Genomic DNA, 16,426 nt, shown 5'->3' with positions numbered 1-16,426 from the left:
CCCCCCGCCGGGCCCCGCAGTCCGGCCGACAGGGGGGACGGACTCACGTGGCCTCCGATCGCGTGGCGCGCGCGGACGGGACCGGACTGCTTGGATCGGGGCATGGCCGACGCGGATCCGCGGAGTATCGGAATCCTTCTGTTCCCGGGTGCCGAGGAGCTCGACGCCGTCGGCCCGTGGGAGGTCCTGTCGTACTGGACACGCACCTTCGCCGGGGACGGCTGGCAGGTGTTCTGCTTCTCCGCCGACGGAGAGCCCGTGACCTGTGCGAAGGGGCTCACCGTCGCGGCGCACCGTGCGACGGCCCGGATGCCGGACCTGGACGTGCTGCTGCATCCGGGCGGCCGGGGGACCCGCCCCCGGCTCACCGACGAGGCGCACCTGGAGTGGGTCCGCGCCCAGCGCCGGTCGGTGCCCCTGATGACGAGCGTGTGCACCGGCTCGCTGGTCTACGCGGCGGCCGGACTGCTGGCCGGGCGTCCGGCGACCACCCACTGGGCGTCGCTGGACCTGCTGGCGGAACTCGATCCGACGATCGACGTACGGGCCGGCGAGCGGTTCGTCGACGACGGTGACGTGGTCACCTCCGCGGGCATCTCCGCGGGCATCGACATGGCCCTGCACCTGGTGGCCCGGCTGGCGTCGCCCGAGCGGGCGCGTGAGGTGCGGCGCGGGATCCAGTACGACCCGCGGCCCCCGGTGTGAACCGGCCGCGCGGTACCCCTGCGCCGGGCGGGGTACACCGCGCGCTAGCCTCTGCCACCACAGTGGCGCGTGCCGCACACAGCGAGGGGTGTCATGAGCAGGCTGAACCGGACGGATCGTCCCTACGACCTCGTGCTCTTCGGAGCCACGGGCTTCGTCGGCACGCTCACCGCGGAGTATCTCGCCGCGCACGCGCCGAAGGAGCTGCGCTGGGCGGTGGCCGGGCGCGACGAACGCAAGCTGGAACGGCTCCGGGAACGCCTGGCCGGCGGCGCCGACGTCGGTGTCCTGCGGGCGGACGTGGACGAACCGGCCTCCCTGCGCGCCCTCGCCGAGCACGCGCGCGTGGTGGCCACGACCGTCGGGCCGTACGTGCTCCACGGCGAGGAACTGGTCGCCGCCTGCGCGGACGCCGGCACCGACTACCTGGACCTCACCGGTGAGCCGGAGTTCGTCGACCTCATGTACGTACGGCACGACGCACGCGCGCGTGAGACGGGTGCCCGCCTGGTGCACGCCTGCGGCTTCGACTCCGTGCCCCACGACCTCGGCGCGTACTTCACGGTGCTGCAACTGCCGCCGGACGTGCCGCTGACGGTGGACGGGTACGTGACCGCCGACGCGGCGTTCTCGGGCGGCACCCTGGCCTCGGCGCTGAACCAGATCGCGCGTGGCCGGCCGATGCGCGCCGCCGCACGGGAGCGCTACCGGCACGAGCCGCGGCTGATGGGCCGCCGGGTGACCGCGCCCGCGGGCCCGCCGAGGTTCGTCGGGGAGCTGGGCGCGTGGGCGCTGCCGCTGCCGACCGTAGACCCGCAGATCGTGCGGCGTTCGGCACGGGCCCTGGATCGGTACGGCCCCGACTTCCGCTACCGGCACCACGCCGCCGTGCGGCACCTCCCCGTCGCCCTCGGCGGGGTCGCCGCCCTGGGCGCGGTGGCCGCCGCCGCCCAGGTGCCGCCCGCCCGCCGCTGGCTGTCGGACCGGCTCAAGCCCGGGGACGGGCCGAGCGCGGAGAAGCGGGCGCGGAGCTGGTTCAGGGTCCGCTTCGTCGGCGAGGGCGGCGGACGGCGCGTGTTCACTGAGGTCGCCGGCGGCGACCCGGGCTACGACGAGACGGCCAAGATGTTCGCCGAGGCGGCGCTCAGCCTGGTCTTCGACGACCTCCCGCCGACGGCCGGACAGGTCACCACGGCCCAGGCGATGGGCGACGCCCTGATCGGACGGCTGCGCGCCGCCGGCATCACCTTCCGGGTGGCGGCGAGCCGGTAGCGGGCCCCTATCCGGCGACCCCGGTGCCGGCCGTGCGCCGAGCGACCGTGGACGAAGGGGCCGTAACCCGGGATCCGGCGGGCGGCGGGGGCGCATCCCGCGCCACCGGGGCGGCGGGCTCCACCACCACGCCCGCGAACCCGGCGACGGTCCGGCCGTCCGCGGCTCGGCGTGTCAGGAGGCCGGCGCCCGGCGCGTCGACGCGTCCCGGGCGTCCCCGGCCCCCCGGGGCCCCACCGCCTCGCGAAGGGCGCGGCGGCACAGCGCGTCCGCCCTGCGCGTGGTCTCCGGCAGCCGGTAGCGGGGGCTCAGCGCCAGCGTGTGTGCGAGGGCGTTGTCCAGGCTCACCCGGTGACCGACCGAGACGAACACCGGCTTGACGCCGTCCCGGGTGCGCAGGGCGCGGCCGACCTCCTCGGTCCCGGCCAGCAGAGGGCTGGAGCCGCCCCGGGCCGGGGCCGGGTCGTCATGGGTGAAGGTGAACGGGTTCTTGGCGACGCCGACGGTCGGCAGGCCGGTGAGGACGCCCAGGTGACTCGCGAGGCCGAAGCGGCGCGGGTGGGCGAGGCCGTAGCCGTCGCACACCACCAGGTCCGGCGGGCCCGGCAGGGCGTCCAGGGCGGCCCCGACGGTGGGGATCTCCCGGAAGGCGAGCAGGCCGGGCACGTAGGGGAAGGAGACCCGGCCCACGGCCGTCGCCTCGGCGACGACCTCGAGGGTGGCGGCGTCGAGGACGACCGCCGCCGCCGCGACCAGGTCGCGTTCGTCGTCGTAGGCCACGTCGACCCCGGCGACCCGGCCCGTCCCGGGCGGTGGCCCGGGCTCGTCGAGCACCACCCGGCCCCGCAGTGCGTCCTGTACGGCCCGGGCCTCTTCCTCGGTCGCGGGCCAGCCCGCGGGTACGCCTACGGTCGTCATGGTGCCCTCGACTGTACGGCTGCCCGGACCGCCGCCGCGGCCCGGGGGTAGGCTCGTGATCATGTTCGTGCTGGAACTCACCTACACCGTGCCGCTCGACGCCGTGGACGCGCTGCTGCCCGACCACGTGGCCTGGCTGGACGAGCAGTACGAGAAGGGCGTCTTCCTGGCGTCCGGACGCAAGAACCCCCGCGACGGCGGGGTGATCCTCGCCGTCGCGGGGGACCGGGCCGGCATCGAGGAGATCGTCGCGGGCGACCCGTTCACCGTCGCCGGTGTGTGCGCGTACCGCGTCACCGAGTTCATCGCCACCAAGACGGCCCCCGAACTGGCGCGTCACCGGCAGACCCTGCACTGAGCCGGCCGCTCAGCCCTTCTTCCTGTCCAGCGCGCGCTGGAGCTGGTCCTTGTTCATGTGCGAACGGCCCTCGATACCGCGCTGCTTGGCCTCGTTGTACAGCTGGTCGCGCGTCGGGCCCTGCGAGCCCTCGCGGTTGCCCGACCGCTGACCGCCGCGCCTGCCGGACGACATGTCCTGCGTCGAGCTGCGGCTGGCGGTCTTGGACTCGCCGGAGCGGGCGCGTTCCTTGTTGACCGTGCGCGCGGCGATCTCCTCGGCGCGCCCGGCGCTCTCGCCGCGGTCCTGCGCGCTCTTCTTGATGTGCTCGTACTGACGCTCGCGCTTGGGGCTGGAACCGGCTGGCATGATCGCTCCCTTCCTTTGCGGTGGGAAACGAGTACCCGGCTTTCACCGGCTTACCTCGGCTCCTGCCGGGCCTCCCGGTCAGCGTTCGAGGCGGGCCACCCTCCCCTGCTCGCCGGCCGCCCAGCAGCCGAGATCGGGCGCGCAGTCCACGGTGTCGTAGGAGCCGGTGTCGACCGTCCGCCAGGTGCGGCCGCCGTCGGTGGTCAGGTCCGTGCCGGTGGGGCCGACGGCGAGCGCGGCGGTGCGGCTGTGCGGGAGCCAGGCGGCGCCGGAGCGGTAGGCGGGCGGCGGTGTCGCGGCGGTCCGCCAGGAGCGGCCCCCGTCGCCGGTGACGGCGGCGGCCCGCGGGGACTGCTGGTCGGGACGGTAGTCGCCGCCGACCGCGATGCCGTGGCGGCGGTCGCGGAAGGCGAGCGCGAAGACCCCCTTGGCGGGATCGCCGGCCGGTACGGGCACGTCGGCGGCGCTCCAGGTCAGTCCGCGGTCGGCGGAGTGCAGCACGCGCGCGTGGGCGCCGCCGCCGGTGGCCAGCCAGACGTCCCGCGGCCCCGCGGTGACCAGGCACTGGCCGCTCGCGGCGAACCCCGCCTCGCCGTCCAGGGCCGGTGGCATGCCCCGGGCGGGGAGCACCCGCCAGGAGCGGCCGCCGTCGCTCGTGGAGAGAATGCGGAACCGGCCGTCCACCGGGTCGCTCATGGCGAGTCCGTGGCGGTGGTCGAGGAAGGCGAGGCAGTCGTAGAAGGCCTTCGGGTCGGTGTTGCGGAAGGACTCGGTCCAGGTCCTGCCGCCGTCGTCGGTGCGGTACACCCGGGACGCCTCGCCCTCGCCGATGGCGAGCGCCACCGCGTGCTGTGCGCCGAAGGCCTCCACGTCCCGGAACTGGAGGTCGGAAGCTCCCGGCGGAGAGACGTTCCGCCAGCTCGCTCCGCCGTCCGTGGTGCGCAGCACGGTGCCGCCGGTCCCGGCGAGCCAGGCGGTGTTCCGGTCGACGGCCGCGAGCCCCCGGAAGCGGACCTGCGGGGCGCCGGAGTCCTTCACCGCCCAGTGCACCCCCGCGGGGCCCCTGCCGTGCGCTCCGAGCTGCCCGGCCTCGGCCGCCGGGACCGTCAGCGCGGCCAGCGCCGCCCCGCAGGCCGCTCCCGCCGCCAGCAGCCCGCCGGCCCGTCCCCTGCGTCGCGTGCTTCCCAAGCGCCTCATGGCGGGCGAAGCTAGTCCATGCCTCCGGCGCCGTCCAGAGGACCAACTCCCGCACAGGACGGGCGATATCGGGCGGTCATTGCAATCGGGAAAGCTCCGGCCCCCGCACCATGCATGAACGCGGTGACCGAGGTCACTCGTTCCCCGTGTGCACGCATTGGCCGAATCCGTCGTCTCTTCCAGTGCCGGGTGCCGGTCACCCGGGCGCAGTCCAGCCGTCACAAGGGAGCAAGGCGTTGTCCACCGTCATCGAGCAGCCCGTAGAGGCCCGTCTCGTCGCCGCCGCACCGCGCATGCCGAGCATTCCCGCGACGCTGTGCTACGACCGGAGCGACCCGTTCGCCGTCCGCATGACGTTCCCGGCCCCGGCCACCCTGGAGGGTGTCGAGGTGTGCTGGACCTTCTCCCGCGAGCTCCTCGCGGCCGGGCTGGAGGCCCCCGAGGGCCACGGGGACGTCCGCGTGCGGCCGTACGGCTACGACCGCACCGTCCTGGAGTTCCACGCCCCCGAGGGCACGGCGGTCGTGCACGTCCGCTCGGGCGAGATCCGGCGGTTCCTGAAGTCGACCGGCGAGCTGGTGCCGGTCGGTCTCGAACACCTCCAGCTCGACCTGGACCACGGTCTGGCCGAGCTGATGCGCGACGCCGCCTGACCGCTACGCGCGCGGGAACAGCGCGTTCAGCTCCCCGTAGGCGTATCCGCCGGCCAGGAACCCGTACGTGCCCTCCTCCAGCAGCTCCCGCGCGGCACGGCGGACCAGGGCGTGGGCGGCCTCGGCCAGGCCCGAGCCGGCGCTGATCCGGGCGACGCCCAGCGCGGCCAACTCCGCGACCGGAGGCGCGCCGGGCAGCAGCAGGATGTTGACCGGGCCGTCGATGCCCGCGACCAGTGCCTTGATCGTCTCCGGGTCGACGGCCCCGGGGACGAAGATCCCGTCGGCGCCCGCGGCGAGGAAGGCGGCGGCCCGCTCCAGGGTGAGGTCCACTCCCCCGGCCCCACGCAGGAACGTGTCGATCCGGGCGTTGACGAACAGCGGCACCCCGGCCCGGTCGGCGGCGGCGCGTACCGCGGCGATCCGGGCGGCCTGCTCGGCGACCGGCCGCAGCACCTCACCGCCGTCGTACCGGGCGTCCTCGATGTTGACGCCGGCCGCGCCCGCGGCGAGCACGGCCCGGACGGTGTCGGCGACCCCGGCGGGGCCCTCGGCGTAGCCGCCTTCGATGTCGGCGCTGGCCGGGACGCGTACGGCGGCGGTGATCCGGGCGACCGCCTCCAGCGCGCGGTCCCGGTCCAGCCGGTCGCCGTCGGCGGCACCGAGCGCCCAGGCGACGCCGGCGCTGGTGGTCGCGACGGCCGCGGCGCCGGCCTTTGCGACGACGGCGGCACTGGCCGCGTCCCAGGCGTTGGGCAGGACGAGCGGCCGGCCGGGCACGTGCAGGGCGCGGAAGGCGAGGGCGGTCTCACGGAGCGGGTGCGCAAGCGTCATGGGCCCACCCAAGCAGCGGTGGCGCCGGGGTCGCTGGCAGGAAAACGACATGGGCGTCGACCGCCGGGCGGACGGTAATCGCGTTGACAGCGCCCGCCGGCTCTCCTACGGTGTACAGCGGTTCTGTTGCCGTCGATTGGAGAAGGACGTTGCTCGTCTGAGGTCCTGAGACACCGCGTTCACACCGGTCAGGTGTGCGTGGCGTACGACCTCGGCGTCCGAGCCGTCCTCATGGCACAGGCCCTTTTTCATGGCCTCCTTCCGTGCCCCAGGCCCTTCGGTTTCCGCCTCGCGGTGTCTCGACACGCGTCCACCCGAACGCACCCACCCTCGCGAGGCATCCATGTCTGCTTCCCTCACCTGCACGTCCCTGTCCTTCGCCTGGCCCGACGGCACCGCCGTCTTCGACGGCCTCGACGTCGCCTTCGGCCCCGGCCGTACCGGGCTCGTCGGCGTCAACGGATCGGGGAAGTCCACCCTGTTGAAACTGCTGGCCGGTGAGCTCGCGCCGGCCGACGGCACCGTCAAGGTGACCGGCGAGGTCGGCTACCTCCCGCAGAACGTCACCCTCGACACCGCGCTCCGGGTCGACCAGGCCCTCGGCATCGCCGAACGGCGGGCGGCGCTGCACGCCATCGAGGCGGGCGACGCCGCCGAGGAGCACTTCGAGACACTCGGCGACGACTGGGACGTCGAGGAACGCGCCCTGGTCACCCTCGGCGAACTCGGCCTGGGCGACATCGGCCTCGACCGCACCGTCGGCGAGGTCTCCGGCGGCGAGTCGGTGCTGCTGCGGCTCGCCGCGCTGCTGCTGCGGCGGCCGGACGTCCTGCTGCTGGACGAGCCCACCAACAACCTCGACCTGTACGCGCGCCGCCGGCTGTACCAGGCCGTCAGCGCCTGGCCGGGCGTGCTGGTCGTGGTCAGCCACGACCGGGAACTGCTCGACCTGGTCGACCAGATCGCGGATCTGCGCGCCGGGGCCGTCACCTGGTACGGCGGCAACTTCTCGGCCTACGAGGACGCCCTCGCCGTCGAACAGGAGGCCGCCGAGCGGATGGTGCGCGTCGCCGAGGCCGATGTGCGCAAGCAGAAGCGCGAACTGAGCGACGCCCAGGTCAAACTGGCCCGGCGGAAGCGGTACGGGCAGAAGATGTTCGAGTCCAAGCGCGAGCCGAAGATCGTCATGGGGGCGCGCAAACGCGCGGCCCAGGAGTCCGCCGGCAAGCACCGCATCATGCACGAGGAGCGGCTCGCCGAGGCCCGGGAGCGGCTGGACGAGGCGGTGGACGCCGTGCGGGACGACGACGAGATCCGCGTCGAGCTGCCGTACACCGCCGTGCCGCCGGGCCGGCAGGTCCTCACCCTGGAGAAGCTGGAGCTGGCGTACGGGGCGCGCGTCGAGGGCATCCTCGATCTGCGCGGCCCGGAGCGGATCGCCGTGGTCGGCCGTAACGGCGCGGGCAAGACGACGCTGCTGCGGACGGTCGCCGGGGAACTGGCGCCGGTGGCCGGCGAGGCGCTGGTGCACGTCCCGCTGCGGTTTCTGCCCCAGCGGCTCGACGTGCTGGACGGCGAGCTGACGGTCGCGGAGAACGTGGCCCGGTTCGCGCCGGGCGCCACCAACAACCGGATCCGGGCGCGGCTGGCCCGCTTCCTGTTCCGCGGTGGCCGGGCCGACCAGCGGGCGGCGACCCTGTCGGGCGGTGAGCGGTTCCGGGCGGCCCTCGCCGCACTGATGCTCGCCGAGCCCGCGCCCCAGCTGCTGCTGCTCGACGAGCCGACCAACAACCTCGACATGGCCAGCGTCCGCCAGCTGACGTCGGCCCTGGAGAGTTATGAGGGCGCCCTCCTCGTGGCCAGCCACGACCTGCCGTTCCTCGAGTCGATCGGCATCACCCGCTGGCTGCTGATGGAGGAAGGGACCCTGAGGGAGGTGACGGAGGAGGAGATGGGGGACCCGGCGTGAGTCCCTGACGTCTCAGGAGGGGCACAGCCTGACAACGAGGGGTGTTGTCCCGCCCGGGGCGCCCTGCATGATGGCGGACCGGTGCCGTGTCTCCGGCACCGGAAAGCCGCACCACCGACCCGACCGAATCGAAAGGCCCGTCGTGCCCAGCAAGAAGGCCCTCGTCCGCCGCCCCGGCCCCCGCCTCGCCGAAGGCCTGGTGACGCACATCGAGCGGGAGAAGGCCGACGTCGGGCTCGCCGGTGAGCAGTGGGAGGCGTACGTGGAGGCGCTGCGCACCCACGGCTGGGAGACCGTCGAGGTCGAACCGGCCGACGACTGCCCGGACTCGGTGTTCGTCGAGGACACCGTCGTCATGTTCCGGAACGTGGCGCTGATCACCCGGCCGGGCGCCGAGTCCCGCCGGGCGGAGACCGCCGGTGTCGAGGAGGCGGTGGCCCGTCTCGGCTGCTCGGTGAACTGGATCTGGGAGCCGGGCACCCTGGACGGCGGGGACGTCCTGAAGGTCGGCGACACCGTGTACGTCGGTAGGGGCGGGCGCACCAACGCGGCCGGCGTGCAGCAGTTGCGGGCGGCCTTCGAGCCGCTCGGCGCGCGCGTGGTGGCCGTACCGGTGAGCAAGGTGCTGCACCTGAAGTCGGCGGTGACCGCGCTGCCGGACGGCACGGTGATCGGGCACATCCCGAAGGTGGACCGGCCCTCGCTGTTCCCCGGCTTCCTGTCGGTGCCGGAGGAGTCCGGCTCGCACGTCGTGCTGCTCGGCGGCAGCAAGCTGCTGATGGCTGCGAGCGCCCCCAGGACGGCGGAGCTGCTGACCGACCTCGGCCACGAGGTGATCACGGTGGACATCGGCGAGTTCGAGAAGCTGGAGGGTTGTGTGACCTGTCTCTCGGTCCGGATGCGGGAGCTGTACGCCTGACTTCGGGTGGCACCTCACCCGTACAGCCCCGGACCTGCGGGTCCGGGGACGCGTGGCATGCCCTCCCGAACCCGCGGCCGACCCCGCTGATCAGCGATCTTTACAGCGCTCTTAACCTACGGCTTCGTAACCTACGGATTCGTAGCCTACGATCTCGTAGGTTTCCCGGCACCGCTCGCCGGACCGTCCCCCTCAGTTCCCCCTTGCTCGGCGTCCCCCTGGAGTTCCCGTGACGATCACGTCCCCTCACCTCGGCAGCCCGTCCGTCTGGACCGACGCGAAGCTGCTGTACGCGCTGGAGGAAGTGGTCGAGACCGAGCTGAACCGGCATCTGAAGGTCGCCAAGGACTGGATGCCGCACGAGTACGTGCCGTGGAGCGACGGCCGCAACTTCCCGGGCCTGTTCGAGGACGGGCAGGCGTGGGAGAAGGAGCACTCCAAGGTCACGGAGATCGGCCGCATCGCCCTCGTGGTCAACCTGCTGACCGAGGACAACCTGCCCAGCTACCACCACGAGATCGCCTCGCTCTTCGGCCGCGACGGCGCCTGGGGCACCTGGGTGCACCGCTGGACCGCCGAGGAGGGCCGGCACGGCATCGTGATGCGCGACTACCTGCTCACCTCGCGCGCGGTGGACCCGGACAAGCTGGAACAGTTCCGCATGTCGCACATGAGTGAGGGCTTCGAGTCCGACAACCGGCACTCGATGCTGCACTCGATCGCCTACGTCGCCTTCCAGGAGCTGGCCACCCGTATCTCGCACCGCAACACCGGTCACCAGTCCGGCGACCCGGTCTGCGACCGCATGCTGGCCCGCATCGCGACCGACGAGAACCTGCACATGGTCTTCTACCGCAACCTGCTGAAGGCCGCCTTCGAGCTCGCCCCCGACCTGACCATGCAGGCGGTCCGGGACGTCGTGGTGAACTTCCGGATGCCCGGTCACGGCATCCCCGGCTTCGAGCGGGCCGCCGCGCAGATGGCGATCGGCGAGGTCTACAACCTGCGCATCCACCACGACGACGTCCTGCAGCCGGTGCTGCGCTTCCTGAAGATCATGGAGATCGACGGCCTCGGCCCCGAGGGGCTCCAGGCGCAGGAGGAACTCGGTCTGTACATGGGCGGCCTGGACGCGGAGGCCCTGAAGTTCGACGAGAAGCTGGCCGCCCGCAAGGCCCGCATGGCCGCGCGCGCCGGCGGCTGACGCCGCGCCAGGCCGTTGCCGGGTGCCCCGTCGCGGGCGCCCGGGTGTCAGGAGGAGGCGCGCCTCAGCGCGAGGCGCTCCTTCTCGGACAGCCCGCCCCAGACGCCGAAGCGCTCGTCGTTGGCGAGCGCGTAGTCCAGGCACGCCGGGCGCAGCTCGCACAGGGCGCAGATACGTTTCGCGTCCCGCACCGAGCTGCCCGGCTCGGGGAAGAAGAAGTCCGGCCCGGTCTGCGCGCACAGGGCCTGTGCCTGCCAGGTCTCGTCGGCCGGGGTGATCGTGTCGAAGTGCATGGCCAGGATCGTGCCGTGCGGCGAAAAACGTTCGATCAACGTCGGGTCAACGACGGCCTGGGCCGCCGGCCGTCCCGATGATGCTCCCCGGTGACACGGCCGCGCACGGCGGCGCGCGGGGCTTCGGCGAAACCGGGAGAACATGTCCGGTCACCCACGGTGAGTGCGGGCGGTGTTCCGGCGCGTCGCGGCGGTCCGGCGGCGATTGTCGGTGGGCGGTGCCAGACTCGGCAGTGCAGCAGCCGGGACCCCTTCCGAGGAGGGCGAAGATGCTCACCACCCGTTTCGTCGACGGCGCTCCGAACTGGATCGACATCGGCACCCCCGACCTCGACGGCGCCCTCGCCTTCTACGGCGGCCTGTTCGGCTGGCAGTTCCGGTCCGCGGGTCCGGACGCCGGGGGCTACGGCTTCTTCCAGCTGGAGGGCAGGACCGTCGCGGGCGGCATGCAGACCGGCCCCGACCAGGGACCGCCGAGCTGGACGGTGTACTTCCAGAGCGAGGACGCGCAGGCCACCGCCGAGGCGGCCGAACAGGCGCACGGCCGGGTGCTGTTCCCGCCCACGGACGTGATGGGCCAGGGCCACATGGCGGTCCTCGCCGACCAGGCGGGCGTGCCGTTCGGGCTCTGGCAGCCCGGGCGGACCAAGGGCGTGGACATGGCGGACGAGCCGGGCGCGCTGTGCTGGGTGGAGCTGTACACGCCGGACATCGCGGCGGCCGCCGCGTTCTACTACAAGGTGCTCGGCCTGGAGACCTCGGGCATGCCCTTCCCCGGCGGGACGTACACCTGTGTCAATCCGGCCGCCGGCGGGGAGGACGCGATGTTCGGCGGCATGGTGCCGATGGCCGACGCCCCGGACGAGGTGGCGGCGGGGCCGTACTGGCTGCCGTACTTCGAGGTGGAGGACACCGACGCGGTGGTCGAGCAGGCGCAGCGGCTCGGCGGGGCGGTGCGGATGCCCGCGACGTCCGTGGAGGGCGTGGGCCGCATGGCCAAGCTGGCCGACCCACAGGGGGTGCGTTTCGCCGTGATCCGCAGCGAGTCACCGCAGGGCTGAGCCGTTCGGCCGCGGGCGGCCCGGAGCGCGCGGCGTCCCTAGGGCCTGTCGTCTGGATCATCCCCGCTCGGGCCGGCCGACAAGGCACCGTGAGCCGGGCCGGCCTGATCCAAACGACAGGCCCTAGGCGGAGGCGCGGCGGATCAGTGTCGTCGGCAGGATCACGCCGGCGTCCGGGCCCGACGGCTCGTCCGGTTCCGGCCCGGCGTCCGGGCCCGGCGCGGGGGTTCCGCCCCGGCCGGCGGACGGGCCGCCCCGCAGCAGCAGACGGGCCATCAGCCGGCCCATCTCCTCGATGTCCTGGCGGACGGTCGTCAGCGGCGGATCGGTCTCCTCCGTGACGGGCACCATGTCGTCGAAACCGATGACGGCCACGTCCTCGGGCACGCGCCGGCCGTTGCGGCGCAGCACGCGCAGGGCGCCGAGCGCGGTCAGGTCGTTGGCGGCGAACACGGCGTCCACGTCCGGGCAGCGGTCCAGGAGCGCGCGCATGGCGCGTTCGCCGCCGGCCGGCGTGAAGTCGCTCTCCTCGACGAGCCGGGGATCGCCGCCGCCCATCACCTCGCCCATGACGTCCCGGTACCCGTCGAGCCGGTCCACCGCCGAGGTCTGGTCCAGCGCGCCGGTGATGTGCGCGACGCGCCGGCGCCCGAGGTCCACGAGGTGCCGTACGGCCGTACGGGCGCCTCCCCGGTTGTCGCTGTCGACGTACACCGGGCCGGGAGTGCCGTCGCTCCAGTCGGGGCGGCCGCCGAAGACGGTGGGCACGCCCGCCGTGCGGATCAGACCGGGCAGCGGGTCGTCGAGGTGCAGCGAGAAGACCAGCGCGCCGTCGACGTGGCCCCCGGCGAGGTACCGGGCGACGCGCGCGTGGTCGGCACGGCCCTCCGTGAGCAGCAGGACGAGCTGGTTGTCGTGCGCGGTCAGCTCCTTGCTGATGCCGCGCAGTTGCAGGGCGAAGAAGGGGTCGGCGAAGACCTTCGTCTCCGGTTCGGCGATGACGACGGCGACGGCGTGGTGCCGCTTGGTGACGAGGCTGCGCGCCGCCTGGTTGGGGACGTACCCCAGTTCCGCCACGGCCTGCCGCACCCGCTCGGCCAACGGTTCCCGCACCCCGTCCCCGCCGTTGACCACCCGGGACACGGTGGCCCGGGACACCCCGGCCCGCGCGGCCACGGCCTCCAGCGTGGGACGCGACACTGCCTCGGTCACTTCGGGACTCCTCATCGGCGGCTGCCGGTCAGGATAACCGCGGGCCGCCCGCGCCGTGGCCGGGGGAACCGCTCCCGGGTCCGGCTAGGACGTCGGCTCGCGCCGCGCCCGGCTCGGCTGGACCCGCTTCGGTTCGCCCGGCATCTTCGGGTACTCCGGCGGGTACGGCAGGTCGCCCAGACCGTGGTCGTGTTCGTCCCGGCGGGCCAGGTCCAGCAGGGCGTCCAGGGAGTAGGCGTGGTCGTCCATGTCGGCGTGCACGTCGCCGAGTTCGGCGAAGCGGGCGGGCATGGTGGCGAGGTCGAAGTCGGCCGGGTGCGCCACGCCGACCTCCTCCCAGCGCAGGGGTGCCGAGACGGGCGCGTTCGGGCGGGGGCGTACGGAGTAGGCGGAGGCGATGGTGCGGTCGCGTGCCGTCTGGTTGTAGTCCAGGAAGATGCGGCGCCCCCGTTCCTCCTTCCACCACTTGATGGTGACCTGCTCGGGCATCCGGCGTTCCATCTCCCGGCCGACGGCGATCGCGGCGCGGCGCACCTGGGTGAAGGTCCAGCGGGGTTCGATCGGCACGAAGACGTGCAGACCCCGGCCGCCGGAGGTCTTGGGCCAGCCCCGCAGCCCGCCGAACTCCTCCAGGACGGCGCGCAGTTCGTGGGCGGCACGGACGGCGTCGTCGTAGTCGGTGCCGGGCTGCGGGTCGAGGTCGATGCGGAGTTCGTCGGGGTGGTCGACGTCGGTGGCACGCACCGGCCAGGGGTGGAAGGTGAGGGTGCCGTACTGGGCGGCCCACACCACGGCCGCCTCCTCGGTGGGGCACATCTCGTCGGCGCTGCGCCCGCTGGGGAAGGTGATGTGGGCGGTCGGGATCCAGTCGGGCATGCCCTTGGGGGCGCGCTTCTGGTAGAACCACTCGCCGCCGACGCCGTCCGGGTAGCGCTCCAGGGTGGTGGGGCGGTTGCGCAGGGCGCGGAGGATGCCGGGTGCCACGGCGGCGTAGTAGCGGGCCAGGTCCAGCTTGGTGTAGCCCGGTTCCGGGAAGAAGACCTTGTCGGGGCTGGACAGCCGTACGGTCCGGCCGGCCACCTCCAGTTCCACCGCAGCACCCATGCGGCCACGGTAGGCGCCCCCCGCACGGCTCGCACACCGGGCGGCGGCGGACGGGTACGAGCAGAATCGGGGCATGGATCTGCCGGTGATGCCGCCCGTGAAGCCCATGCTCGCCAAGTCGGTGGCGAAGATCCCACCGGACATGCACTACGAGGCGAAGTGGGACGGGTTCCGTTCGATCGTGTTCCGCGACGGCGCCGAGATCGAGCTGGGCAGCCGTACCGGAAAGCCGCTGACCAGGTATTTCCCCGAGCTGGTCGAAGCGTTGAGGGAGCGGGTGCCCGAGCGGTGCGTGCTCGACGGGGAGATCGTGATCGCCCGGAACGGCCGGCTGGACTTCGATGCGCTGACGGAGCGGATCCATCCGGCCGCGTCGCGGGTGCGGACGCTGGCCGAGCGGACGCCGGCCTCGTTCGTCGCCTTCGATCTGCTGGCCCTGGGTGACGAGTCGCTGGTCGGACGGGAGCTGACCGAGCGCCGGGCCCTGCTGGAGCAGGCATTGGCGGGGGCGACCCCGCCGGTGCACACGGCCCCCGCGACGACCGACATCGAGCTGGCCCGGCAGTGGTTCGAGCGGTTCGAGGGCGCGGGCCTGGACGGCGTGGTCGCCAAGCCGCTGACGCTGCGCTACCTCCAGGACGAGCGGGCCATGTTCAAGATCAAGCACGAGCGGACGGCGGACGTCGTGGTGGCCGGGTACCGCCTCCACAAGAGCGGGCCGGTGGTCGGCTCGCTGCTGCTCGGGCTCCACGACGAGCAGGGCCGGCTCCAGCACGTGGGCGTGTCGGCCGCCTTCCCCATGAAGCGGCGGGCGGAGCTGATCGAGGAGCTGGAACCGCTGCGGATGGACGACGTGCGGGGGCACCCGTGGGCGGCCTGGTCGGACGAGGCCGCCCACGAGACGGCCCGGCTGCCGGGGGCGCCGAGCCGCTGGTCGGGCAAGAAGGACCTGTCGTGGGTGCCGCTCAGGCCGGAGCGGGTCGCGGAGGTGGCGTACGACCACATGGAGAACGGGCAGCGGTTCCGGCACACGGCCCGCTTCCGCCGCTGGCGCCCGGACCGTACGCCGGAGAGCTGCACCTACGCCCAGCTGGAGGAGCCGGTGCGCTACGACCTCGCCGAGATCCTCGGCGAGAGGGAGTGACCCGGCCACCGCCGGCCTCCGCTCAGGGCTGCATGAGGACCTTCACTGCGCCGTCCTGCTTGCGCTGGAACATCTCGTAGGCGTGCGGCGCCTCGGCGAGCGGCACCCGATGGGTGGCGAAGTCGTCGACACCGAGCGGGTCCTGATCGGTGAGGAAGGGCAGGATGTCGTCGGTCCAGCGGCGGACGTTGGCCTGGCCCATGCGCATCTGGATCTGCTTGTCGAAGAGGGTGAGCAGCGGCATCGGGTCGGCCATGCCGCCGTACACACCGCTCAGCGAGATGGTCCCGCCACGGCGGACCAGGTCGATGGCCGTGTGGAGAGCGGCGAGCCGGTCGACGCTGAAGCGCTCCGCGAAGGGCGCGGCGATCTTGCGCGGCATCATGGCGGTCGCCGTCTGGGCGAGCTTGGCGGCGGCGCTGCCGTGCGCCTCCGTGCCGACCGCGTCGATCACGGCGTCCGGGCCCCGGCCCGAGGTCTCCTCGCGGATCGCCTCCACCAGCGCCTTCTCGTCGTCGAAGGCCCTGAGGTCGTACGTCTGGACACCGCGCCGCTTCGCCCGGGCGAGCCGCTCCGGCACCAGGTCGATGCCGAACACCCGCTCGGCGCCCCGGGCGAGTGCGATCCGGCAGGACATGTCGCCGATCGGCCCCAGGCCGAGGACCGCGACCGTGCCGCCGGGCGGGATCGCCGCGTACTCGACGGCCTGCCAGGCGGTGGGCAGCACGTCCGAGAGATAGACGAAACGGTCGTCCGAAGGGCCCTCGGGCACCTTGATCGGGCCGAACTGAGCCTGCGGCACCCGCAGATACTCGGCCTGCGCGCCGGGCACGGCGCCGTACAGCCGGGTGTAGCCGAACAGGGCGGCACCCATGCCCTCTCCGTGGACCTGGGTGGTCTCGCACTGGGTGGGCAGCCCGGTGTCGCACATGAAGCAGTGCCCGCAGGCGATCTGGAACGGCACCACGACCCGGTCGCCGGGCCGCAGGTTCGTCACGTCGGAACCGACCTCCTCGACGATGCCCATCGGTTCATGGCCGAGGATGTCGCCCGGGGTCATGAACGGCGTGAGCACCTCGTACAGATGCAGGTCGGAGCCGCACAGTCCGGTGGACGTGATGCGGATGACGGCGTCCGTGGGCTCCTCGATCCGCGGATCGGGCACGTCGTCCACCCGTACGTCCCGATGGCCCTGCCAGGTCACTGCCTTCATGGGGTCGCGCTCCCTTGCCTCG

The 16,426-nt window shown here is 73.3% G+C and carries 17 protein-coding genes; 9 read left to right on the top strand and 8 right to left on the bottom strand.

Annotated features, from left to right (window positions below; all coding sequences use genetic code 11):
- The first annotated feature begins 102 nt into the window (after nt 1–102).
- Both ACF08B_RS01050 and ACF08B_RS01045 read left to right on the top strand, forming a co-directional pair.
- Nucleotides 103–705 carry a DJ-1/PfpI family protein gene (locus ACF08B_RS01050; RefSeq protein ID WP_392315436.1) on the top strand — a complete coding sequence of 201 codons (603 nt, stop codon included), beginning with the start codon at nt 103–105 and terminating at the stop codon, nt 703–705.
- Nucleotides 706–798: 93 nt separating this feature from the next.
- Nucleotides 799–1,977 (top strand): saccharopine dehydrogenase family protein, encoded by a 1,179-nt coding sequence (locus ACF08B_RS01045; protein ID WP_392315435.1) that lies wholly within the window; start codon nt 799–801, stop codon nt 1,975–1,977.
- 174 nt (nt 1,978–2,151) lie between these two features.
- Here ACF08B_RS01045 and ACF08B_RS01040 read toward each other — a convergent pair whose 3' ends face one another.
- On the bottom strand, nt 2,152–2,895 hold the full coding sequence (locus ACF08B_RS01040; protein WP_392315434.1) for an endonuclease V: 744 nt from the start codon (nt 2,893–2,895) through the stop codon (nt 2,152–2,154).
- A gap of 61 nt (nt 2,896–2,956) precedes the next feature.
- On the opposite strand from ACF08B_RS01040, the gene ACF08B_RS01035 reads away from it, so the two are divergent.
- On the top strand, nt 2,957–3,253 hold the full coding sequence (locus tag ACF08B_RS01035) for a YciI family protein (protein ID WP_392315433.1): 297 nt from the start codon (nt 2,957–2,959) through the stop codon (nt 3,251–3,253).
- A gap of 9 nt (nt 3,254–3,262) precedes the next feature.
- On the opposite strand, the gene ACF08B_RS01030 is transcribed toward ACF08B_RS01035, so the two are convergent.
- Both ACF08B_RS01030 and ACF08B_RS01025 read right to left on the bottom strand, forming a co-directional pair.
- The gene (locus tag ACF08B_RS01030) at nt 3,263–3,601 is read right to left on the bottom strand and encodes a plasmid stabilization protein (RefSeq protein ID WP_392315432.1); all 339 of its coding nucleotides are present in this window, start codon (nt 3,599–3,601) and stop codon (nt 3,263–3,265) included.
- A gap of 78 nt (nt 3,602–3,679) precedes the next feature.
- The gene (locus tag ACF08B_RS01025) at nt 3,680–4,798 is read right to left on the bottom strand and encodes a WD40/YVTN/BNR-like repeat-containing protein (RefSeq protein ID WP_392315431.1); all 1,119 of its coding nucleotides are present in this window, start codon (nt 4,796–4,798) and stop codon (nt 3,680–3,682) included.
- 236 nt (nt 4,799–5,034) lie between these two features.
- Here ACF08B_RS01025 and ACF08B_RS01020 point away from each other — a divergent pair, with 236 nt between their 5' ends.
- A complete protein-coding gene (locus ACF08B_RS01020; RefSeq protein ID WP_392315430.1) occupies nt 5,035–5,451 on the top strand; it encodes an SsgA family sporulation/cell division regulator in 417 nt (138 codons plus the stop codon).
- 3 nt (nt 5,452–5,454) lie between these two features.
- On the opposite strand, the gene ACF08B_RS01015 is transcribed toward ACF08B_RS01020, so the two are convergent.
- Nucleotides 5,455–6,285, bottom strand: coding sequence for an isocitrate lyase/phosphoenolpyruvate mutase family protein (locus tag ACF08B_RS01015; protein WP_392315429.1), 831 nt, complete (start codon nt 6,283–6,285; stop codon nt 5,455–5,457).
- Between the two features lie 343 nt (nt 6,286–6,628).
- Here ACF08B_RS01015 and ACF08B_RS01010 point away from each other — a divergent pair, with 343 nt between their 5' ends.
- The 3 genes from ACF08B_RS01010 (at nt 6,629) to ACF08B_RS01000 (ending at nt 10,377) form a co-directional block, all read left to right on the top strand.
- The gene (locus ACF08B_RS01010) at nt 6,629–8,254 is read left to right on the top strand and encodes an ABC-F family ATP-binding cassette domain-containing protein (protein WP_392315428.1); all 1,626 of its coding nucleotides are present in this window, start codon (nt 6,629–6,631) and stop codon (nt 8,252–8,254) included.
- 142 nt (nt 8,255–8,396) lie between these two features.
- Nucleotides 8,397–9,173: a dimethylargininase gene (gene ddaH, locus ACF08B_RS01005; protein ID WP_392315427.1), complete on the top strand. Its 777-nt coding sequence runs from the start codon at nt 8,397–8,399 to the stop codon at nt 9,171–9,173.
- A gap of 229 nt (nt 9,174–9,402) precedes the next feature.
- Nucleotides 9,403–10,377, top strand: a complete 975-nt coding sequence (locus ACF08B_RS01000; protein ID WP_392315426.1) for an acyl-ACP desaturase — start codon at nt 9,403–9,405, stop codon at nt 10,375–10,377.
- A gap of 47 nt (nt 10,378–10,424) precedes the next feature.
- Here the strand turns inward: ACF08B_RS01000 and ACF08B_RS00995 are convergent, their stop codons facing one another.
- The gene (locus tag ACF08B_RS00995) at nt 10,425–10,670 is read right to left on the bottom strand and encodes a WhiB family transcriptional regulator (protein ID WP_073892133.1); all 246 of its coding nucleotides are present in this window, start codon (nt 10,668–10,670) and stop codon (nt 10,425–10,427) included.
- 269 nt (nt 10,671–10,939) lie between these two features.
- Here ACF08B_RS00995 and ACF08B_RS00990 point away from each other — a divergent pair, with 269 nt between their 5' ends.
- Complete coding sequence (locus ACF08B_RS00990; protein ID WP_392315425.1) at nt 10,940–11,731, top strand: VOC family protein; 792 nt, start codon at nt 10,940–10,942, stop codon at nt 11,729–11,731.
- Between the two features lie 123 nt (nt 11,732–11,854).
- Here ACF08B_RS00990 and ACF08B_RS00985 read toward each other — a convergent pair whose 3' ends face one another.
- Complete coding sequence (locus tag ACF08B_RS00985; RefSeq protein WP_392315424.1) at nt 11,855–12,943, bottom strand: LacI family DNA-binding transcriptional regulator; 1,089 nt, start codon at nt 12,941–12,943, stop codon at nt 11,855–11,857.
- 84 nt (nt 12,944–13,027) lie between these two features.
- A complete protein-coding gene (gene ligD / locus ACF08B_RS00980; protein WP_392315423.1) occupies nt 13,028–14,047 on the bottom strand; it encodes a non-homologous end-joining DNA ligase in 1,020 nt (339 codons plus the stop codon).
- A gap of 73 nt (nt 14,048–14,120) precedes the next feature.
- Between ligD and ACF08B_RS00975 the strand changes: the two genes are divergently transcribed.
- Nucleotides 14,121–15,191 (top strand): ATP-dependent DNA ligase, encoded by a 1,071-nt coding sequence (locus ACF08B_RS00975; RefSeq protein ID WP_392315422.1) that lies wholly within the window; start codon nt 14,121–14,123, stop codon nt 15,189–15,191.
- A gap of 22 nt (nt 15,192–15,213) precedes the next feature.
- On the opposite strand, the gene ACF08B_RS00970 is transcribed toward ACF08B_RS00975, so the two are convergent.
- Nucleotides 15,214–16,404 carry a zinc-dependent alcohol dehydrogenase gene (locus ACF08B_RS00970; protein ID WP_392315421.1) on the bottom strand — a complete coding sequence of 397 codons (1,191 nt, stop codon included), beginning with the start codon at nt 16,402–16,404 and terminating at the stop codon, nt 15,214–15,216.
- Nucleotides 16,405–16,426: the final 22 nt, after the last annotated feature.

The sequence above is a fragment of the Streptomyces sp. NPDC015139 genome (assembly GCF_043079785.1).
Taxonomy (GTDB): Bacteria; Actinomycetota; Actinomycetes; order Streptomycetales; family Streptomycetaceae; genus Streptomyces; species Streptomyces albidocamelliae.
This window is presented reverse-complemented; position numbering and strand designations above follow the sequence as displayed.